The 14,195-nt window shown below is 65.1% G+C and carries 18 protein-coding genes; 12 read left to right on the forward strand and 6 right to left on the reverse strand.

Features of this window, described 5'->3' with window-relative positions:
• Nucleotides 1-255 precede the first annotated feature (255 nt).
• A complete protein-coding gene (locus NWF24_RS13590; RefSeq protein ID WP_093056878.1) occupies nt 256-1,161 on the forward strand; it encodes an SDR family oxidoreductase in 906 nt (301 codons plus the stop codon).
• A 15-nt stretch (nt 1,162-1,176) separates the two neighbouring features.
• On the opposite strand, the gene NWF24_RS13595 is transcribed toward NWF24_RS13590, so the two are convergent.
• Nucleotides 1,177-1,845, reverse strand: a complete 669-nt coding sequence (locus tag NWF24_RS13595; RefSeq protein ID WP_258354597.1) for an FMN-dependent NADH-azoreductase — start codon at nt 1,843-1,845, stop codon at nt 1,177-1,179.
• Between the two features lie 135 nt (nt 1,846-1,980).
• On the opposite strand from NWF24_RS13595, the gene NWF24_RS13600 reads away from it, so the two are divergent.
• The 4 genes from NWF24_RS13600 to NWF24_RS13615 all read left to right on the forward strand — a co-directional run bounded on the left by NWF24_RS13600 (nt 1,981) and on the right by NWF24_RS13615 (nt 3,959).
• Entirely contained in the window at nt 1,981-2,877 is an 897-nt protein-coding gene (locus NWF24_RS13600; RefSeq protein ID WP_258354598.1) for a LysR substrate-binding domain-containing protein, read from the forward strand.
• 133 nt (nt 2,878-3,010) lie between these two features.
• A complete protein-coding gene (locus NWF24_RS13605) occupies nt 3,011-3,178 on the forward strand; it encodes a hypothetical protein (protein WP_176928836.1) in 168 nt (55 codons plus the stop codon).
• 250 nt (nt 3,179-3,428) lie between these two features.
• Complete coding sequence (locus tag NWF24_RS13610) at nt 3,429-3,674, forward strand: hypothetical protein (protein ID WP_258354599.1); 246 nt, start codon at nt 3,429-3,431, stop codon at nt 3,672-3,674.
• Complete coding sequence (locus tag NWF24_RS13615) at nt 3,675-3,959, forward strand: general secretion pathway protein GspL (RefSeq protein ID WP_258354600.1); 285 nt, start codon at nt 3,675-3,677, stop codon at nt 3,957-3,959. It begins immediately after the preceding gene.
• Between the two features lie 7 nt (nt 3,960-3,966).
• Here NWF24_RS13615 and NWF24_RS13620 read toward each other — a convergent pair whose 3' ends face one another.
• The gene (locus NWF24_RS13620; RefSeq protein WP_258354601.1) at nt 3,967-4,707 is read right to left on the reverse strand and encodes a hypothetical protein; all 741 of its coding nucleotides are present in this window, start codon (nt 4,705-4,707) and stop codon (nt 3,967-3,969) included.
• A 65-nt stretch (nt 4,708-4,772) separates the two neighbouring features.
• Between NWF24_RS13620 and NWF24_RS13625 the strand changes: the two genes are divergently transcribed.
• The 3 genes from NWF24_RS13625 to NWF24_RS13635 all read left to right on the forward strand — a co-directional run bounded on the left by NWF24_RS13625 (nt 4,773) and on the right by NWF24_RS13635 (nt 5,790).
• On the forward strand, nt 4,773-5,276 hold the full coding sequence (locus tag NWF24_RS13625) for a GNAT family N-acetyltransferase (protein WP_258354602.1): 504 nt from the start codon (nt 4,773-4,775) through the stop codon (nt 5,274-5,276).
• Nucleotides 5,277-5,352: 76 nt separating this feature from the next.
• Entirely contained in the window at nt 5,353-5,508 is a 156-nt protein-coding gene (locus NWF24_RS13630; RefSeq protein WP_258354603.1) for an alpha/beta fold hydrolase, read from the forward strand.
• A gap of 78 nt (nt 5,509-5,586) precedes the next feature.
• Nucleotides 5,587-5,790 (forward strand): hypothetical protein, encoded by a 204-nt coding sequence (locus tag NWF24_RS13635; protein WP_258354604.1) that lies wholly within the window; start codon nt 5,587-5,589, stop codon nt 5,788-5,790.
• 66 nt (nt 5,791-5,856) lie between these two features.
• On the opposite strand, the gene NWF24_RS13640 is transcribed toward NWF24_RS13635, so the two are convergent.
• Together NWF24_RS13640 and NWF24_RS13645 are read right to left on the reverse strand one after the other, a co-directional pair.
• Complete coding sequence (locus NWF24_RS13640) at nt 5,857-7,386, reverse strand: serine hydrolase domain-containing protein (RefSeq protein WP_258354605.1); 1,530 nt, start codon at nt 7,384-7,386, stop codon at nt 5,857-5,859.
• Between the two features lie 134 nt (nt 7,387-7,520).
• Nucleotides 7,521-8,447: a LysR substrate-binding domain-containing protein gene (locus NWF24_RS13645; protein ID WP_258354606.1), complete on the reverse strand. Its 927-nt coding sequence runs from the start codon at nt 8,445-8,447 to the stop codon at nt 7,521-7,523.
• A gap of 108 nt (nt 8,448-8,555) precedes the next feature.
• On the opposite strand from NWF24_RS13645, the gene NWF24_RS13650 reads away from it, so the two are divergent.
• A complete protein-coding gene (locus NWF24_RS13650; RefSeq protein WP_258354607.1) occupies nt 8,556-9,257 on the forward strand; it encodes an FMN-dependent NADH-azoreductase in 702 nt (233 codons plus the stop codon).
• A 29-nt stretch (nt 9,258-9,286) separates the two neighbouring features.
• Nucleotides 9,287-9,694 carry a PaaI family thioesterase gene (locus NWF24_RS13655; RefSeq protein WP_258354608.1) on the forward strand — a complete coding sequence of 136 codons (408 nt, stop codon included), beginning with the start codon at nt 9,287-9,289 and terminating at the stop codon, nt 9,692-9,694.
• Nucleotides 9,695-9,698: 4 nt separating this feature from the next.
• Here the strand turns inward: NWF24_RS13655 and ubiG are convergent, their stop codons facing one another.
• Together ubiG and NWF24_RS13665 are read right to left on the reverse strand one after the other, a co-directional pair.
• Complete coding sequence (gene ubiG, locus NWF24_RS13660) at nt 9,699-10,406, reverse strand: bifunctional 2-polyprenyl-6-hydroxyphenol methylase/3-demethylubiquinol 3-O-methyltransferase UbiG (protein ID WP_258354609.1); 708 nt, start codon at nt 10,404-10,406, stop codon at nt 9,699-9,701.
• Between the two features lie 16 nt (nt 10,407-10,422).
• Nucleotides 10,423-10,806 carry a thiol-disulfide oxidoreductase DCC family protein gene (locus NWF24_RS13665; protein ID WP_258354610.1) on the reverse strand — a complete coding sequence of 128 codons (384 nt, stop codon included), beginning with the start codon at nt 10,804-10,806 and terminating at the stop codon, nt 10,423-10,425.
• 96 nt (nt 10,807-10,902) lie between these two features.
• Between NWF24_RS13665 and NWF24_RS13670 the strand changes: the two genes are divergently transcribed.
• Both NWF24_RS13670 and NWF24_RS13675 read left to right on the forward strand, forming a co-directional pair.
• The gene (locus NWF24_RS13670; protein WP_258354611.1) at nt 10,903-11,229 is read left to right on the forward strand and encodes a metalloregulator ArsR/SmtB family transcription factor; all 327 of its coding nucleotides are present in this window, start codon (nt 10,903-10,905) and stop codon (nt 11,227-11,229) included.
• 182 nt (nt 11,230-11,411) lie between these two features.
• Complete coding sequence (locus NWF24_RS13675; RefSeq protein WP_258354612.1) at nt 11,412-14,189, forward strand: sensor domain-containing diguanylate cyclase; 2,778 nt, start codon at nt 11,412-11,414, stop codon at nt 14,187-14,189.
• The last annotated feature ends 6 nt before the right edge of the window (nt 14,190-14,195 follow it).

Raw genomic sequence — 14,195 nt, forward strand, 5'->3', positions numbered from 1 at the left:
AAGAATTTTTCGCTCCATTCGCTACGCTCCCCGTTGATGACGGGGCGTTGTAAGCGGCAGCAATTGCTAACACTGTTGTCTATGGTCAACCGCTTGGTTCTTTGTCACGAAGGAGCGGGTTTTCGATCTGCAGGGTGCTGGGTGTGGCCGGAGTCGGCTCGAGGCGGTCGCAGACACGCGTCACACGAACGACAGTCAACCGGGCTGCAAAGCGTTCCAATAGGAGGCGCAGAGCCAACCACAGGAAAGAATTCAATGATTCAAGACTTCAAGGGCAAGACCGCCGTACTCACCGGCGCGGGCTCGGGCTTCGGCCTGGAGTGCGCGCGCATCGGCGCCGCCCGCGGCATGAACCTCGTGCTGGTCGACGTGCAGCAGGACGCGCTCGACAAGGCCCAGGCAGAAATGGAGGCTGCCGGCGCACAGGTGCTGGCGCGCAAGGTCGACGTGTCGAACGCGGCGCAGATGGAAGCGCTGGCCGCCGCTGTGAAGGAACGTTTCGGTGCGCCGCACTTCGTGTTCAACAACGCGGGCGTGGGAGCCGGTGGCCTGGTGTGGGAGAACACGGTGGCCGACTGGGAATGGGTGCTGGGTGTGGACCTGTGGGGCGTGATTCACGGCGTGCGCCTGTTCACGCCGATGATGCTGGAGGCTGCCGCGAAAGACCCGGCCTACCGCGGCCACATCACCAACACCGCCAGCATGGCGGGCTTGCTCACACCGCCCAACATGGGCATCTACAACGCGGCGAAGGCGGCAGTCGTGAGCCTTACCGAAACGATGTACCAGGACCTGAACCTCGTCACCGACCAGATCGGCGCGAGCCTGCTGTGCCCGTACTTCGTGCCCACCGGCATCACCAGCAGCGAGCGCAACCGCCCGAATGCGCCGAAGGAAACCGAGCTCACCAAGAGCCAACTCATCGGCCAGGCCATGAGCAACAAGGCGGTGAGCAGCGGCAAGATCACGGCCGCCGAAGTCGCGGCCAAGGTGTTCGACGCCATCACTGCCAACCAGTTCTACGTGTTCAGCCACCCGAAGGCGCTGGGCAATGTGCGCAGCCGCATGGAGAACATCGTCTCCATTACCAACCCGGCCGATCCCTTCCTGGAGCGGCCCGAGATCGGGCAGAAGCTGCGCGAGCAACTGCGCTCGGCGTAGGCAGCAGCTTCCTTTTCAGGAGGCCTGCAATTCGGCCACCAGCGCCTCGACGCGGGCGAGCGCGCTGGCGATGGAGCGGTCCAGCAAGTCGTCATGGTCTTCGGCGTGTTCGATGGCCACGCTGTGCACTTCGTTGAGACCGAGCAGGGCCAGCGGGCTTGTGATGCCGGGCGTGAGCAGGTCCAGATGCGCCTGGAATCCGCCCGGCCCGTAGCCGCTGCTGCCGCACGAGGTCAGCAGCACCGTGCGGCGGTTGCGCTCGGCCAGCAGCGGCACATACGGGTTCTCGCGGCTGCGGTCGAAGTCGAAGGTCGCGCCGATGCGCACGATGTTGTCGATCCATGACTTCAGCGGTGCCGGCATGCTGAAGTTGTACATCGGCACGCCGATTACCAGCACGTCGGCGCGGCGGATCTCGGCGATCAGCGCATCGCTCTCGGCGAGCACGGCGTGCATCCACGGTTCGCGTTCTGCGGCCGGTGTGTAGCCCGACGCAATCCACTCGCCGGTGACGTTGCTCGGCGGTGCGGCGCCGATGTCGCGGTAGATCACCTCGGTGCCCGGCTGCGTCGCGCGCCAGCTCGACACGAAGTGATGGCTCAACCGGCGCGAATGCGAGCCGTGAACGTGGGTGCCGGAACGACCGGGGCGGGCGCTGGCGTCGATGTGGAGCAGTGTGGTCATGGCGCGGTCCTCGTTGACGTGAAAGGTGGGATGAAGAGAATTCAGCTGTCTGCTTGACATGGTTCTCAATTTATCCAGGCACCGCCAGCGCGACAAACGACGATTTCTTTGTGCTGCTGAAAAATTAATTCATCCATGGCCAACCTTCGCCAACTCCCTCCGCTGGCGGCGCTGCGCGCCTTCGAGGCGGCCGCGCGGCACTGCAGCGCCAAGCTCGCGGCCCACGAACTCTCGGTGACGCCTACCGCCATCAGCCACCAGGTGCGGCAGCTCGAAGACTCACTCGGCGTGCCGCTGTTCATCCGCCAGCCGCGGCAACTGGTGCTCACGCCGCAGGGCAGGGTGCTGCAGGTGGTGCTGAGCGAATCGTTCAATGCCATGGCGAATGCGGTGGCGCGGCTGCGTGCACCGCCCGAGCGCAGCGCCATCACCCTGTCGGCCACGCCGGCCGTCGCGGCGCGCTGGCTGTTGCCGCGCGTGAGCACCTTGCGCACGCTGCACCCGAGGCTCGACCTGCGCATTCATGCATCGCACGAAGCGGTTGCGCTCGACGGTGTCACGGCCGACATAGCGATCCGCTACGGCAAGGGACAGTGGCCGGGCATGGTGGCCGAGAAGCTGTTCGACACCGTCTTCGCGCCGGCCTGCAGCCCTGCGCTCAAGCTGCGCCGGCGCAGTGACCTGACGCGGCACACGCTGCTGCACTTCGCGGTGCCCGGCAACAAGAGCCAGCCCGGCACCTGGGCCGAGTGGCAGCAGCGGGCGCAGGTGCCCGGCCTCGACGTATCGGCCGGGCCGGTGTTCTCGGATGAAACACACACCGTGTCGGCCGCGCTGCAGGGGCAGGGCGTGGCGTTGATGGGCCTTGCGCTGATTGCCGATGAACTGCGCGCGGGCAATCTGGTGCAGCCCTTCGGTCCGGAGTTGCCTGGGCTGCCGTTCTATCTGGTGTGCCTCGAGGCGCGGCGTTCGGAGCCGGCCGTGGCGGCGGTGTTCGAGTGGGTGAGGGGGCTTCAGCCGCTGGGCGCCTGAGCGCGTGACTTTCGACACTGGTGGTGGCTCGTTCGCAGTCCTAGAGTCCGGCGGTGAGTCGCTTGCGCGGCTCATCTCGGGTTGCAGGAGCGAGATGCCCTGCGTTCAAAAGTACCAATGGAGGGAAGAAATCATGAAACGTGCAACCGCAATCAAGGCTGGCGCTGTGGCCGCGATCTTGTCGTCGCTGGCTCTGGCTGCCCCGGCTGTCGCAGGGCCGTTCACCCAGTGCAGCGACCACTGGCTGTTCTGGAGCGGCTACCAGCTGATCATGGAAGCGATCTTCGACCTCTGCGGCTGAGAGGTGCCTGCACTGCGCAATGTTTGACATTAGTCAAATATTGCGCAGGTTCACTGGCTTTCTGCACCGAACCCACTCTCATGTGCGGTGTGCGCGACTTAATCCCTTAGCCCGATCGGCTGTTCTTCTTAACCTTCCTGTACTTTTTTGACGAAGGTCAGGAAAGGTTGCGAGCAGTCCATGCTGCTTCGCAACCGCCTGCGCCGGCTAACGAATTACACGCGACATCTTGCGAAGAGGGAGGCTATTCATGCGCACACCGTTCCAACCCGAAACCAGCCCGGACGAGCCTTTGGCGGCCAGGCGCGGGCCAGCGTACATGGCATGGCTGTCCGTGCTCCTGTGCATCGTGGCGGCAGTTGTCTTTGTGGTCGTGGCCATCCTCGTGCCGAACATCATTGCGGCATCGATGTTCACGACGGCAGCCATCATGTTCCTGGGCGCAGGCCTGATCCTCGGCTTGAGCATGTGGGTCTTTCCGGACCTTCCCCGCTAGATGGCCTCGCAAGAACCCATGGCGGGTAAATCCGCAGCGTCCATTTTTCGCGTTCAGGGCTGGCGGGTGACCCTGGTCGCAGCCTTGATCGGCTTGCTGATCGTGCTGGCCATGCTCATGAAGTGGATCGTCGAATTCCAGGTCGAGGCGGCACGGGAGCGGCGCTTGAGCGAAGCCGTTGCGCGCGAGGCGGTAGCGCGTTGCCACGAGAAAGTACCGCTCCAGGCGGTCAACGCCTGCCTGGGCGAACTGGCTGCTGCCAGGGCTCTTCAATCCAATCGCTGACGATCAGTCAGTCGGCACGGCGCCATCGTCCGGAGTCCGGGCACACGATGGCCCGCGCGCCGTTCAGCCAGACTTGCTCTTCATCCAGCTGCGGCGAGGTCGAAAGATTGATGTCGAAGGCGACTCCCAGTGCGTGCCCGACATGGACATCCTCGATGGGAAGCTCCCAGGTCAGGAACACTTGGCTGCAATCCCGCCCGGGCGCGAAGTCGGCTGCATCGAAGCCGCTGCTGCCGCGTTGAATGACGGCGTGAGGCTGGCCGGTGTCGAATATCACTGCCGTGCCCCGGGTCAACGGGATCCGGTGATCTGCAAAGGGGAAATGCAGGTCCAGCCCCTTGTCCTCGCTCATGAAGAGATTGCAGAAGGCCGCGCCGCCGTACTGCGCTCCGTCGTGGTGGTACTTCGCGCCGCGGCAGGCCATGAGGGCCACGTCGCTGGAGGCAAGCACCTCGGACAGCTCCAGCGTGCGCATCCAGTCGGACATGGCCTGCACGCAGTGCTTGTAATCAGGCCATCGCGCACGCGCCCGGGCCAGGGGCAACGGTTCGACGTCTCCGGGTTCCAGGAACAGGCGCGAAGAGATTTCGCTTTCCCAATCCGCAAGCAGACGCGCAGGAGGCGCAGGCACGTCGACCGTGGCAGACAGCACGACATTGCTCACGCTCCGGCTGCGGATGACGTCGCCGCTCCAGAAGTAGGAAGTCAGGATGTCTCGCGCGTGCTGCGGTCGAGGAGGATTGTTCATCGGGGGGCAGTGTAGTGAGCTTGGTAGCATCGCCGCGTTTAGCCGGGAGCCTTCAAGGACACCGTATGCACGTTGAACTTGTCTCTGAAGCCCAGCATGAGTCGCTCACAGACCTGCTGTGCGAGTTGCATGCCTTCTACAACGATGGCGCCAAAGTCTCTCGGGAGGCCGTGAGAGAACACCTCCTCGGCAACCTCCTGGCGGCTGGGTCGCCGCATCGCCTGGCCGTGGCTTCAGGCGATGACGGCGCAGTGGTTGGCCTGGCGGCCATCTCGCTGGTGTATTCGCTCGTCGAATTCGCTCCCGACAGGCGCAAGCATTGCCAGCTCAAGGAGCTGTATGTGAAGGCTTCTGGCAGGAGCAATGGAGCAGGCAGGGCGCTTATGGCCTGGGTGGCCCGGTACGCTGTCGAGAACGGTTGCTGTCGCATCGACTGGCCCGTCAAGGCATCGAACGACAGGGGCATCTCGTTCTACGAAGGCCTTGGTGCAGGCCGGGTTCTCGACAGGCTCAGCTACCGGCTGTCCGAACCCCAGTTGAGTCGGCTCGCCCAAGGCCTTGGCGCATGACAGGGCCGCCCGAGTTCAGGAGCGAGGAAGCCAGGGCGCGGTACAAGACGCGGAAAAGCTTTACGAACTCCAGGCGATGCTGGAGCTGGCGCAGCGCCGGATGCCTGGCCTCGAGGCTGCGATCGTGCCGGGCGCGGACCACATCGCCGCTATGTCGCAGCCTGAGGATGTCAATGGCCAGATCATCCGATTCCTGCAAAAGGGAGAGGCGGGCAAGAATGGCGGCCGTTGACGCTCAGAAAATACCCTGATGAATATTTGAGTACCAAAGAGTTAACATTTGGGCTGTCAGGCAGACAAGGAGGATCCCATGGAAACGTACCCAACCCTAAGACAGGCCACCGGCGTGGCCCGCACCCTCAGCAAGCACTCGTCGTGCACCATGGTGGTCTATCGCGTGACAGAGGAAAAATTCGTGGCTGCGCATGCCACCGACCGCGTGCAGGGAAGCATCGAGGCCGTGTACCGCGACGGTTATGTCGTGCCGACCCTCCTGAGCAAGCGGGTCGAATGAAGAGAAAGCCCGGGCTCCGCCTGGAACCCGGTCAGCGCAGGCCTCCTTCGGGAGGCCTTTTCACGTTCACGACGAGCTGGGCACAGCCTGCATCAGCAGCGTCAGCGCCTTTCGCAGGCTTGTGGCCGACGCGCGCTCCCCCTTGTCATAGCCAAGCCGCACCACCACCAGGTCGTGCGAAGGAACGATCAGCACCGTCTGCCCGCCCGCACCCAGCATGTAGTACGCCGTGGTCGGCACCGGCCAGGTGCTCGCACCGTTGATCGCGCCGTTGAGCCAGAAGAAGCCGCCGTAGATCGGGCGCTTGTCGGCAGCCCAGGCCGGCGCCAGGGTGCTCACGAACTTGACGAAGCCCTCGGGCAGGATTCGTTCGCCGTTCCAGACGCCGTCCTGCAGATACAGGTTGGCCAGTCGTGCCCAGTCGCGCCCCGACATGAAGTCGTAGCCCTGCGCCAGGAAGTTGCCGTACGGATCGGTCTCCAGCGTCATCGTGCGGATGCCGATCTTGTCGAACAGGTTTCTCTGCGGGAACGACAGGTACTCTTCGCCGCGCTTCTCCACGGCAAGGCGGATCAGGTAGTTTGCGAGCACCGGGTCGGTGTTGCGATAGCGGCCGATGGTGTTGGGCGGCCATTGCTGCGGACGCGTGGCTGCATAGTTGAACGAGTTGATGCGGCCGGTGTAGAGATAGATGTGGTCGGGGTAGGTGCCGTTGGGGTCGAAGTCCGGATCGTCCGGCGCCTTGATGCGCAGTCCGCTCGACATGTGCAGGATGTCCTGGATCTTGATTTCCTTGCGCTTGTCGTCCGCTCCCTGCCATTCCGGAATGGGCGCCGGCTGGTCGAGCCGGTACTCGCCCTGCTTCATCAGCACGCCCAGCATCGTCGCGGTCACGCTCTTGCCCATCGACCACGATTCGAGCGGCGTACTTGCCGTGATGCCGTTCATGTAGCGCTCGCCGACGATGCGCCCTTTGTGCGTGACGATGAAGGCTGCGGTGTAGGCCTCCGGCAGCTCGAAGGCCGCATCGACTGCCTGGTTCACTTTCGTCGTGTCGATGCCGGGCGCGGGGCCGGCGGGCATCACGTCGCCCATGGGCCATGCCTGTGTCGAGGGATCGGGGAGTGCGCTCGTCACCGCTACCGGCGTGAAGAACACGTCGTCCCTGTCAGGTGGAAGCGTGATGCAGCCCTGCGAGCCGTAGTAGCGCGCCACCAGTGTCGGACCGTTCGGGATGGCGATGCGGACTTCCTTCTTGACGCGGTCGACCACCGGCTTGCCCACTTTCTTGCGCTGGTCGTAAGGGCCGGTGAAGTAGCCGACGCTCTCGGCGGCGACGTCGGGGTCAAGGCCGGTGATGAACGCGGCGGAGCACATCGTCTTGGCGTAGCCCGAGGTGTTGTGTTCCAGGGGATCGCCGGGCGGCGGGACGTAGGGCGTGTTGAGTTCGTAGCTTCTGGCGCGGGCGATGAGGGCTTCGCGTGCCGGCAGCTCTGGGGTGCTTGTGGTCGGTGTGGTTCCGCCCGCGGCGGGGAGTATGCCGATGCCCCCGCCTCCACCACCTCCACCGCCGCCTCCACATGAAGTCAAAGCCACTACAAGAAGCGCGCCTGTTGCAATGGCAAGAGGGACGCGGGCAAACCTCGTCATGAACTCTCCTCACTTTATTGTTGGTGCCGGAGTCTCCATGAGAAACGTAACGACCTGCAAGCCTGGCGTTCAGCTTTTTCTCAGCCTGTGGTGGCCTGCGACGCGATCCACTCCCACACGGCGCGGATGGCCGGCTCGTTCTCCCTCCCGTTCGCAACCGCAAGAAAGTAGCTGCCGGTTTCGAGCGCGGGCCCGAAGGGCTGCACCAGCGCGCCGCTGCGAAGCTCTTCGGCCGACAGCGTGAGGCTCAGCAACGCCACGCCATGGCCGGCGAGGGCGGCCAGCGTCGCGTGCGTCTCGTCGGAAAACGACAGGCCCGAGGCCTTCATCGCACGCCCTCTCGGCGGTGCGATGCCGGCTTCGCGAAACCAGCGCGGCCACACGGCGGGTGCGAGCGCCTGTGGCTGCCAGTCGCAATGGATCAACTGGTGCCTCGGCAGGTCTGCTGCGCGCTTCAAGCCCAGCATCGGGCTGCACAGCGGTGCATAGCGCTCGGGCATCACCTCGCGCGACACCAGCCCCGGCCAGTTGCCACGGCCCGAGCGCACCGCGATGTCGGCATCGCCGCGCGCCAGGTCGACCAGGGTGTCGCTCGCATGCAGCCGCAGTTCGACTCCGGGGCAGGCCTTGCGGAACGCCTCCATGCGCGGCAGCACCCAGCGTGCGGCGAACGCGGTGTTGGTGGTGAGAGTGACGGCCTGCGATGCGGCGGGGCGGCGCAGCTTGTCGACGCCGGCTTCGAGCACGTCGAAGCCCATGCGCAGGTCGTCGAACAGTCGCTGGCCCGCGGGCGTCAGCGCGAGCTGCCGCGTGAGCCGGCGAAACAGCGGCTGGCCCAGCGTGTCTTCGAGCGCACGCACCTGGTGGCTGATGGCCGATGGCGTAACCGAGAGTTCGAGCGCCGCGCGCTGAAAGCTCAGGTGTGCGGCCGCGGCCTCGAAAGCGCGCAGCGACAGCAGCGGAGGCAGCCGGCGGGGAGGGCGAATAGATGAGCCAATCTCGTTCATAGGCGGAGAAATCGTCGTTTGTGATGGCAGGACTGCATCCGTAGATTCAAGGTCTGCGCGCCATTCTGGCAGCGCGGAACGAAAGACATCCATTCATCCATCAAAACCATGACCATGAACCTTCTTCACATCGACGCCAGCGCCCGTCCGGGCCGTTCCGATACCGATCTGCACGGCTCGCACACGCGCCGCCTCTCCGCGCGTTTTGTCGAGCGCTGGCGCAAGGCGCGCTCCGACGACCGCATCGACTACCTCGACGTGGGCCGGCAGCCGCCCGCGCACGTCGACGGCCGCTGGATCCATGCGGCCTTCACACCACCGGCCGCGCGCGAGCCGTGGATGGCCGAAGCGCTTGCCGAGAGCGACCTGCTGGTCGACCAGCTCATTGCAGCCGACGTTGTCGTGATCGGCCTGCCCATGTACAACTTCAGCGTGCCCGCGCAGTTCAAGGCCTGGATCGACAACATCGTGCGCGTGGGCCGCACCTTCGGCTTCGACCGTTCGCGCGGCGCGGTGCCGTACTGGCCGCTGTTGGCGGACGCGGGTAAGCGCGTGGTGCTGCTCGGCGCGCGCGGCGACCACGGCTACGACGCCGGCGGGCGCATCGCGCATCTCAACCACACCGAGGGCAGCGTGCGTTCGGTGCTCGGCTACATCGGCATCACCGATGTGTTCGAGACTGCGGTGGAGTCCGACGAGTTCGGCGGCGAGCAGCTCGCGCAGTCGATGCGGCTTGCGGAGCAGCGCGTGGACGAGCTCGTCGATGTGTTGACAGCTACTGACACCACGCTGTCAGCAGCGGCGGCATAGGATTTTTCGCTCTACTTCTGGAGCAAAAAATGACGACCGACCCTTTGCCAGAGCGCCTTCCCCGCCCGCCCACCGCCGAGCTCTTCGGCCAGCGCGTGCTCGGATTCGACAAGGAAAAGGGAACGATCCGCTTGAGCTTCGTGGCCACCGATGCATTCCTCAACCCTGCGGGCGCGGTGCAGGGCGGCATCCTCGTCGCGATGCTCGACGACACGATGGGGCCGGCGTTGTGGGTCATGAATGGCGAAGAGACTTACTCCGTCACCATCGACCTCAGCGTGTCTTTTCTGGCGGCCGCGAAGCCCGGCCTGCTGTATGGCGAAGGCAGGGTCGTGCAGCGCGGCAAGACCATCGCTTTTCTCGAGGCGCAACTGAGCGATCCGGACGGCCGCATCGTGGCGCGCTCCACGGCCAGCGCGCGCGTGGTGAAGGCCTGATGGCTCAATCCTTCTTCTGCATGGCAAGCAGGTAGCCCACGCGCAGCGAACGGTGCAGCCTGAAGTTGCGGGTGAACAGGTTGTAGCCCAGGCCGCGCTGGTCCCGCAGCACGAGGCCGGCGCTGGCGGCCGCGCCCTTGAGTTCGTCCGGGCGGATGAGCTTGCGGTAGTCGTGCGTGCCGCGCGGCAGGATGCGCAGCACCTGCTCCGCGCCGAAGATCGCGATCAGCCATGCCCACGGCGTGCGGTTGATGGTGGAGAAAAAGACCCAGCCTCCGGGCTTCGCCATGCGGGCGCAGGCGTCGATCACGGCCGCTGGCGACGGCACGTGCTCGAGCATCTCCATGCAGGTGACGACATCGAACTTCGCCTCGTTGCCGATGGCCAGGTCTTCGGCGGAAATGGCCTGGTAGGTCACGCTTGCTGCGCTGCTGCGTGCATGAAGTGTTGCGACCTTCAGCGGCTTGTCGGCCAGGTCGATGCCGAGCACGTCCGCGCCCCGGTGCGCCATCGACTCGGCCAGGATGCCGCCGCCGCAACCGACGTCGAGCACCTTGCGGCCGTTCAGCGGGCTGAGCTTGTCGATCCAGTCCAGCCGCAGCGGATTGATCTCGTGCAGGGGGCGGAATTCAGACTGCGGGTCCCACCAGCGGTCGGCCAGAGCCTGGAATCTGGCCAGTTCGGCGGGGTCGAAGTTGGATGCTGCGCTCATGGTTCTTCTCCTTGGTTTACCAATGACCCCGCGACCGGTTCCAGCGGTAGAGCTGGTGCGCGAAGAGGTTGTAGAGCCAGGCGCCGAGCGTTCGCAGCCCGGGCCACTGAAGCGGCCTTGCCAGCCAGCGCCATCGCGGAGCAAGGGCCAGCACGCCGGCGATGGCGTCGGCACCGATGCGCGTGGCGCCCGAGGTGTCGACGAGGTGCAGGCGTTCGCGCACGTCCTCCAGCTGCAGGCCCAGCGGTTCGAGTACTTCGGGCCGGGTGTGCACGTCGATCCACTCGACGCTTGCGTCCGGTGTTTTCTCGCGCATGGCGCAAACGCCGGCATCACAGACGGGACAGGCACTGTTGTAGTAGACAACCGTGCGCGGGGGAGGGGCGGTGGGTGCTTGCATGTCGTCGGCTCCTGTTCGGGCCATTCTGCCATCTATTTAGCTAAATGGCTAAATAACTAATTAGAGAATTGCCTACTCGCGAGCTAAACTGAACCGATGGAAAAAGTTTTCGAAGCGCTTGCCTCCACGCCGCGGCGCAAGATCCTGGCGTACCTGTCGGAGACCGAACTGTCGGCCGGCGACATTGCCTCGCGCTTCGATATGACCAAGCCTTCGCTCTCCAAGCACCTGAAGATCCTCGAAGGCGCGGGGCTGGTAAAGGCTGAGAAGCGCGGCCAGTTCGTGTTCTACAGCCTGCAGCGAGAGAGCCTGGCCAACACGCTGACCGGCTTCGTACAGGCGGTCTGCCCGGTGTCGAAGGCGCTGAAGAAAGAAAGCCGCGCCCTGGCCAGCAAGCGCTCGGCGGATTCCTCAGGCGCCTGACGCAGCGCCCCTCGCTGTTTCCTTCCTGGAAGGCAAAAAAGTACTGCAAAGGAATTCATTTTTCTGCCGCGCCACGCGGTTCACCGGAGCCTGTGTCCCGGAGTCTTTCTCCGCGCGCGGAACGCACCGATACTCTGCCCGGAAACTCCCCGCCGGCAACGTACCGGCTCCGAACAAGTTCAATGACTCCAACAGGCTTCTCGAAAATCCGCTTCGGTTTGCACACGCGCCTGAGCCTCGGCGTGGCAGCAGTGGTTCTGCTGACCACTTTCGCCATCGCCACCTTCGCCCTGCACCTGGTCAAGAGCAACATGCGCGCCTCGATCGCGACCGAGGAGGTCGCCCGCGTGGGTGCCATCGCGGATGCGATCGACCAGAAATTCGGCAGCCGCCGGATCCTGCTGCAAACCTTTGGCGGCAGCGTGGAAGCGCAGGACCTCCAGGGCGCCGCGCTGCAGGCCTTTCTTGAGAAGCACGGCTCGCTGCGCAAGGCTTTCGACAACGTTGCGTTCCTCGACACGGACGGCAACCTGGTGGCCAACCTGAACGGCGTGCAGGCAATCGGCAAGGTGAACGTAAAGGACCGCCCCTACTTCCAGCAGACGGTCGCTTCCAAGGCCGGCCTCGTGTCCGAGCCCTACCGCAATCGCCTCAACGGACTGGCGCAGGTAGCCATCACCGAGCCGGTGCTCGACAACACGGGGCAGGTGAGGTTCGTGATCTCCGGCGCCATCAACCTGAAGGACCGGAACATCCTGGGCGCGCTCGGCGATGTCAGGTTCGGCAAGACCGGCTATCTGTTCGTGATGACCGTGGACGGCATCGTCGTCGACCATCCGCAGACTTCGCGCATCCTGAACCAGGTCCAGACGGATGGCCGCGGCAATGCCGAGATCCTGCGCGCGATGGCCGGTTTCCAGGGCTCGAGCGAGGGCATCAACGATGCCGGCGTGCCCGCCCTCTATGCCTTCGACCGCACCGAGCAGACCAACTGGATCGTCGGCGCCATGTATCCGCGCAGCGAGGCCTTCGCGAGCATCGACGCCATCGAGCGCGGTGCATTGTTCGGGGCGATGGTGCTCGCGCTGTTCGCGGGCGCGCTGGCCCTGGGCGTGGCGCGCCGGCAGCTGAAGCCGCTGTCGGAGCTGCATCGGCACATGCAGTCCACGAAGGAAGCACCCGCAGCCGCCGCCGAGCCGCGCAGCAGTTACGCCCCCGACGAGATCGGCGATCTCGCGCGCACCTTCGACGAGCTGATGGCGCAGCGGCGCGCCATCGAGCTCAGCCTTGCGCGCAGCGAGGCGCAGGTGCGCACCATTGCCGACAACATCCCGGCGATGGTTTCTCATGTAGACGCATCGCTGCGCTACACCTTCGTCAACGCGCACGTGCGAGCCCTGCACAACAACGCAGCGCTGGTGGGGCGCCTGATGCCCGAGGTGCGCGGCGCCGCGGACTTTGCGCTCGTGGAGCCGCACTTCATGCGCGCGCTGGCCGGTGAAACGGTGATCCTCGAGAAGTCGGGCGACCCGGCCCTGGGCATCGGCAACCGCACCTTCAAGGCTCACTACATTCCCGACGTCGATGCCGACGGCGTGGTGTGCGGCGTGTTCTCGATGACCTTCGACATCACCGAAGAAGTGAACATCCGCCGGGCCCTGACCGAGCAGGAAAAGCTGCTGCGCGACGTGACCGACAGCATTCCGGCGCTGGTCGGCTATTTCGACCGCGAGCAGAACTGCCTGTTCGCCAACATCCGGGCGCGGCAGATGGCGGGCCTGAGCGAAGGCGCGCCGCTGCAGGGCACGACCATGCGTTCTGCCCTCGGCAGGGCGGTGTACGCGCAGCACAAGCCCTACCTTCCCGTGCTGTTCTCCGGCAAGAAAGTGCGCTTTCCGGTGCGTGCACCCATCCACGGCAGGGAGGGGTACTTCCAGGTCAACCTCATACCTGACAAGAACCTGCGCGGCGAGGTCGTGGGCTTCTACCTGATGTCTTTCAACATCACGGCGCTGAAGGAAGCGGAGCTGCGCCAGGCCGAGAGCGAGCTGCGCCTGCGCGCCATCACCGACAACATGCCGGCGCTGATCACCTACATCGACCGCGAGGAGAAGATCACCTTCGCCAACGCCACCAGCCGCGAATGGCTCGGGCTCGATCCGGTCCAGGTGCTGGGGCGCCACGTGCAGGAGGTGTCGGGCCGAGATATGTACCTGTCGCGCCAGCCGATGCTCGCCCGGGCGCTGTCCGGCGAGCGGGTGGAGTTCGAAACCAGCACTCAACGCGCGGGGTTCGACCGCATCACGCAGGTGATCTATGTGCCCGACGTGCGCGCCGATGGGGCGACGCACGGCATCTTCTCGCTGGCGCTCGACATCACGGCGCTGAAGGTGGTGGAGCACAAGCTCATCGAGCTGGCGCGGCTCGACACGCTCACCAGCCTGCCCAACCGGCTGGCTTTCAACGAGTACCTGCCTGAAGCGGTGCTGCGTGGGCAGCTCACCGGCCATGCAATGGCGCTGATGTTCCTCGACATCGACCACTTCAAGGCCATCAACGACACGATGGGCCACGCGGTGGGCGATGCGGTGCTGGCGGAATACGCACGGCGCTTGCTGGGCTGCGTGCGCGGCACCGACATGGTGGCCCGGCTGGCCGGTGACGAGTTCGTGCTGGTGCTCGAGGGCCTGAATGCGCCGGGCACCGCGGCCACGGTGGCGGCCAAGGTCGTGGAAAGCATCCGCACGCCGCCCTTCGTGGTGGACGGCCAGCGCATCGAGGTGACGACCAGCATCGGCATCGCGTATCACCGCGCGGCCGATTCTTCCGTCACTGCCGAAGAACTGCTGGCGCGGGCCGACGTCGCGCTCTACAACGCCAAGGCGGCGGGACGCAACCGGTTCGAGTTTTTCATGCCGATGGAAGAGGCGCGCAGCGATTCGCCTACGCGGCAGCACTGATCATCC

This window comes from Variovorax paradoxus (genome assembly GCF_024734665.1).
Taxonomy (GTDB): Bacteria; Pseudomonadota; Gammaproteobacteria; order Burkholderiales; family Burkholderiaceae_C; genus Variovorax.

Bases quoted from the DNA above. Each gene is read 5' to 3' on its own strand.
- NWF24_RS13590 (WP_093056878.1), top strand. From the start codon at position 256: ATGATTCAAGACTTCAAGGGCAAGACCGCCGTACTCACCGGCGCGGGC.
- NWF24_RS13595 (WP_258354597.1), bottom strand. From the start codon at position 1,845: ATGACCACACTGCTCCACATCGACGCCAGCGCCCGCCCCGGTCGTTCC.
- NWF24_RS13600 (WP_258354598.1), top strand. From the start codon at position 1,981: ATGGCCAACCTTCGCCAACTCCCTCCGCTGGCGGCGCTGCGCGCCTTC.
- NWF24_RS13605 (WP_176928836.1), top strand. From the start codon at position 3,011: ATGAAACGTGCAACCGCAATCAAGGCTGGCGCTGTGGCCGCGATCTTG.
- NWF24_RS13610 (WP_258354599.1), top strand. From the start codon at position 3,429: ATGCGCACACCGTTCCAACCCGAAACCAGCCCGGACGAGCCTTTGGCG.
- NWF24_RS13615 (WP_258354600.1), top strand. From the start codon at position 3,675: ATGGCCTCGCAAGAACCCATGGCGGGTAAATCCGCAGCGTCCATTTTT.
- NWF24_RS13620 (WP_258354601.1), bottom strand. From the start codon at position 4,707: ATGAACAATCCTCCTCGACCGCAGCACGCGCGAGACATCCTGACTTCC.
- NWF24_RS13625 (WP_258354602.1), top strand. From the start codon at position 4,773: ATGCACGTTGAACTTGTCTCTGAAGCCCAGCATGAGTCGCTCACAGAC.
- NWF24_RS13630 (WP_258354603.1), top strand. From the start codon at position 5,353: ATGCTGGAGCTGGCGCAGCGCCGGATGCCTGGCCTCGAGGCTGCGATC.
- NWF24_RS13635 (WP_258354604.1), top strand. From the start codon at position 5,587: ATGGAAACGTACCCAACCCTAAGACAGGCCACCGGCGTGGCCCGCACC.
- NWF24_RS13645 (WP_258354606.1), bottom strand. From the start codon at position 8,447: ATGAACGAGATTGGCTCATCTATTCGCCCTCCCCGCCGGCTGCCTCCG.
- NWF24_RS13650 (WP_258354607.1), top strand. From the start codon at position 8,556: ATGACCATGAACCTTCTTCACATCGACGCCAGCGCCCGTCCGGGCCGT.
- NWF24_RS13655 (WP_258354608.1), top strand. From the start codon at position 9,287: ATGACGACCGACCCTTTGCCAGAGCGCCTTCCCCGCCCGCCCACCGCC.
- ubiG (WP_258354609.1), bottom strand. From the start codon at position 10,406: ATGAGCGCAGCATCCAACTTCGACCCCGCCGAACTGGCCAGATTCCAG.
- NWF24_RS13665 (WP_258354610.1), bottom strand. From the start codon at position 10,806: ATGCAAGCACCCACCGCCCCTCCCCCGCGCACGGTTGTCTACTACAAC.
- NWF24_RS13670 (WP_258354611.1), top strand. From the start codon at position 10,903: ATGGAAAAAGTTTTCGAAGCGCTTGCCTCCACGCCGCGGCGCAAGATC.
- NWF24_RS13675 (WP_258354612.1), top strand. From the start codon at position 11,412: ATGACTCCAACAGGCTTCTCGAAAATCCGCTTCGGTTTGCACACGCGC.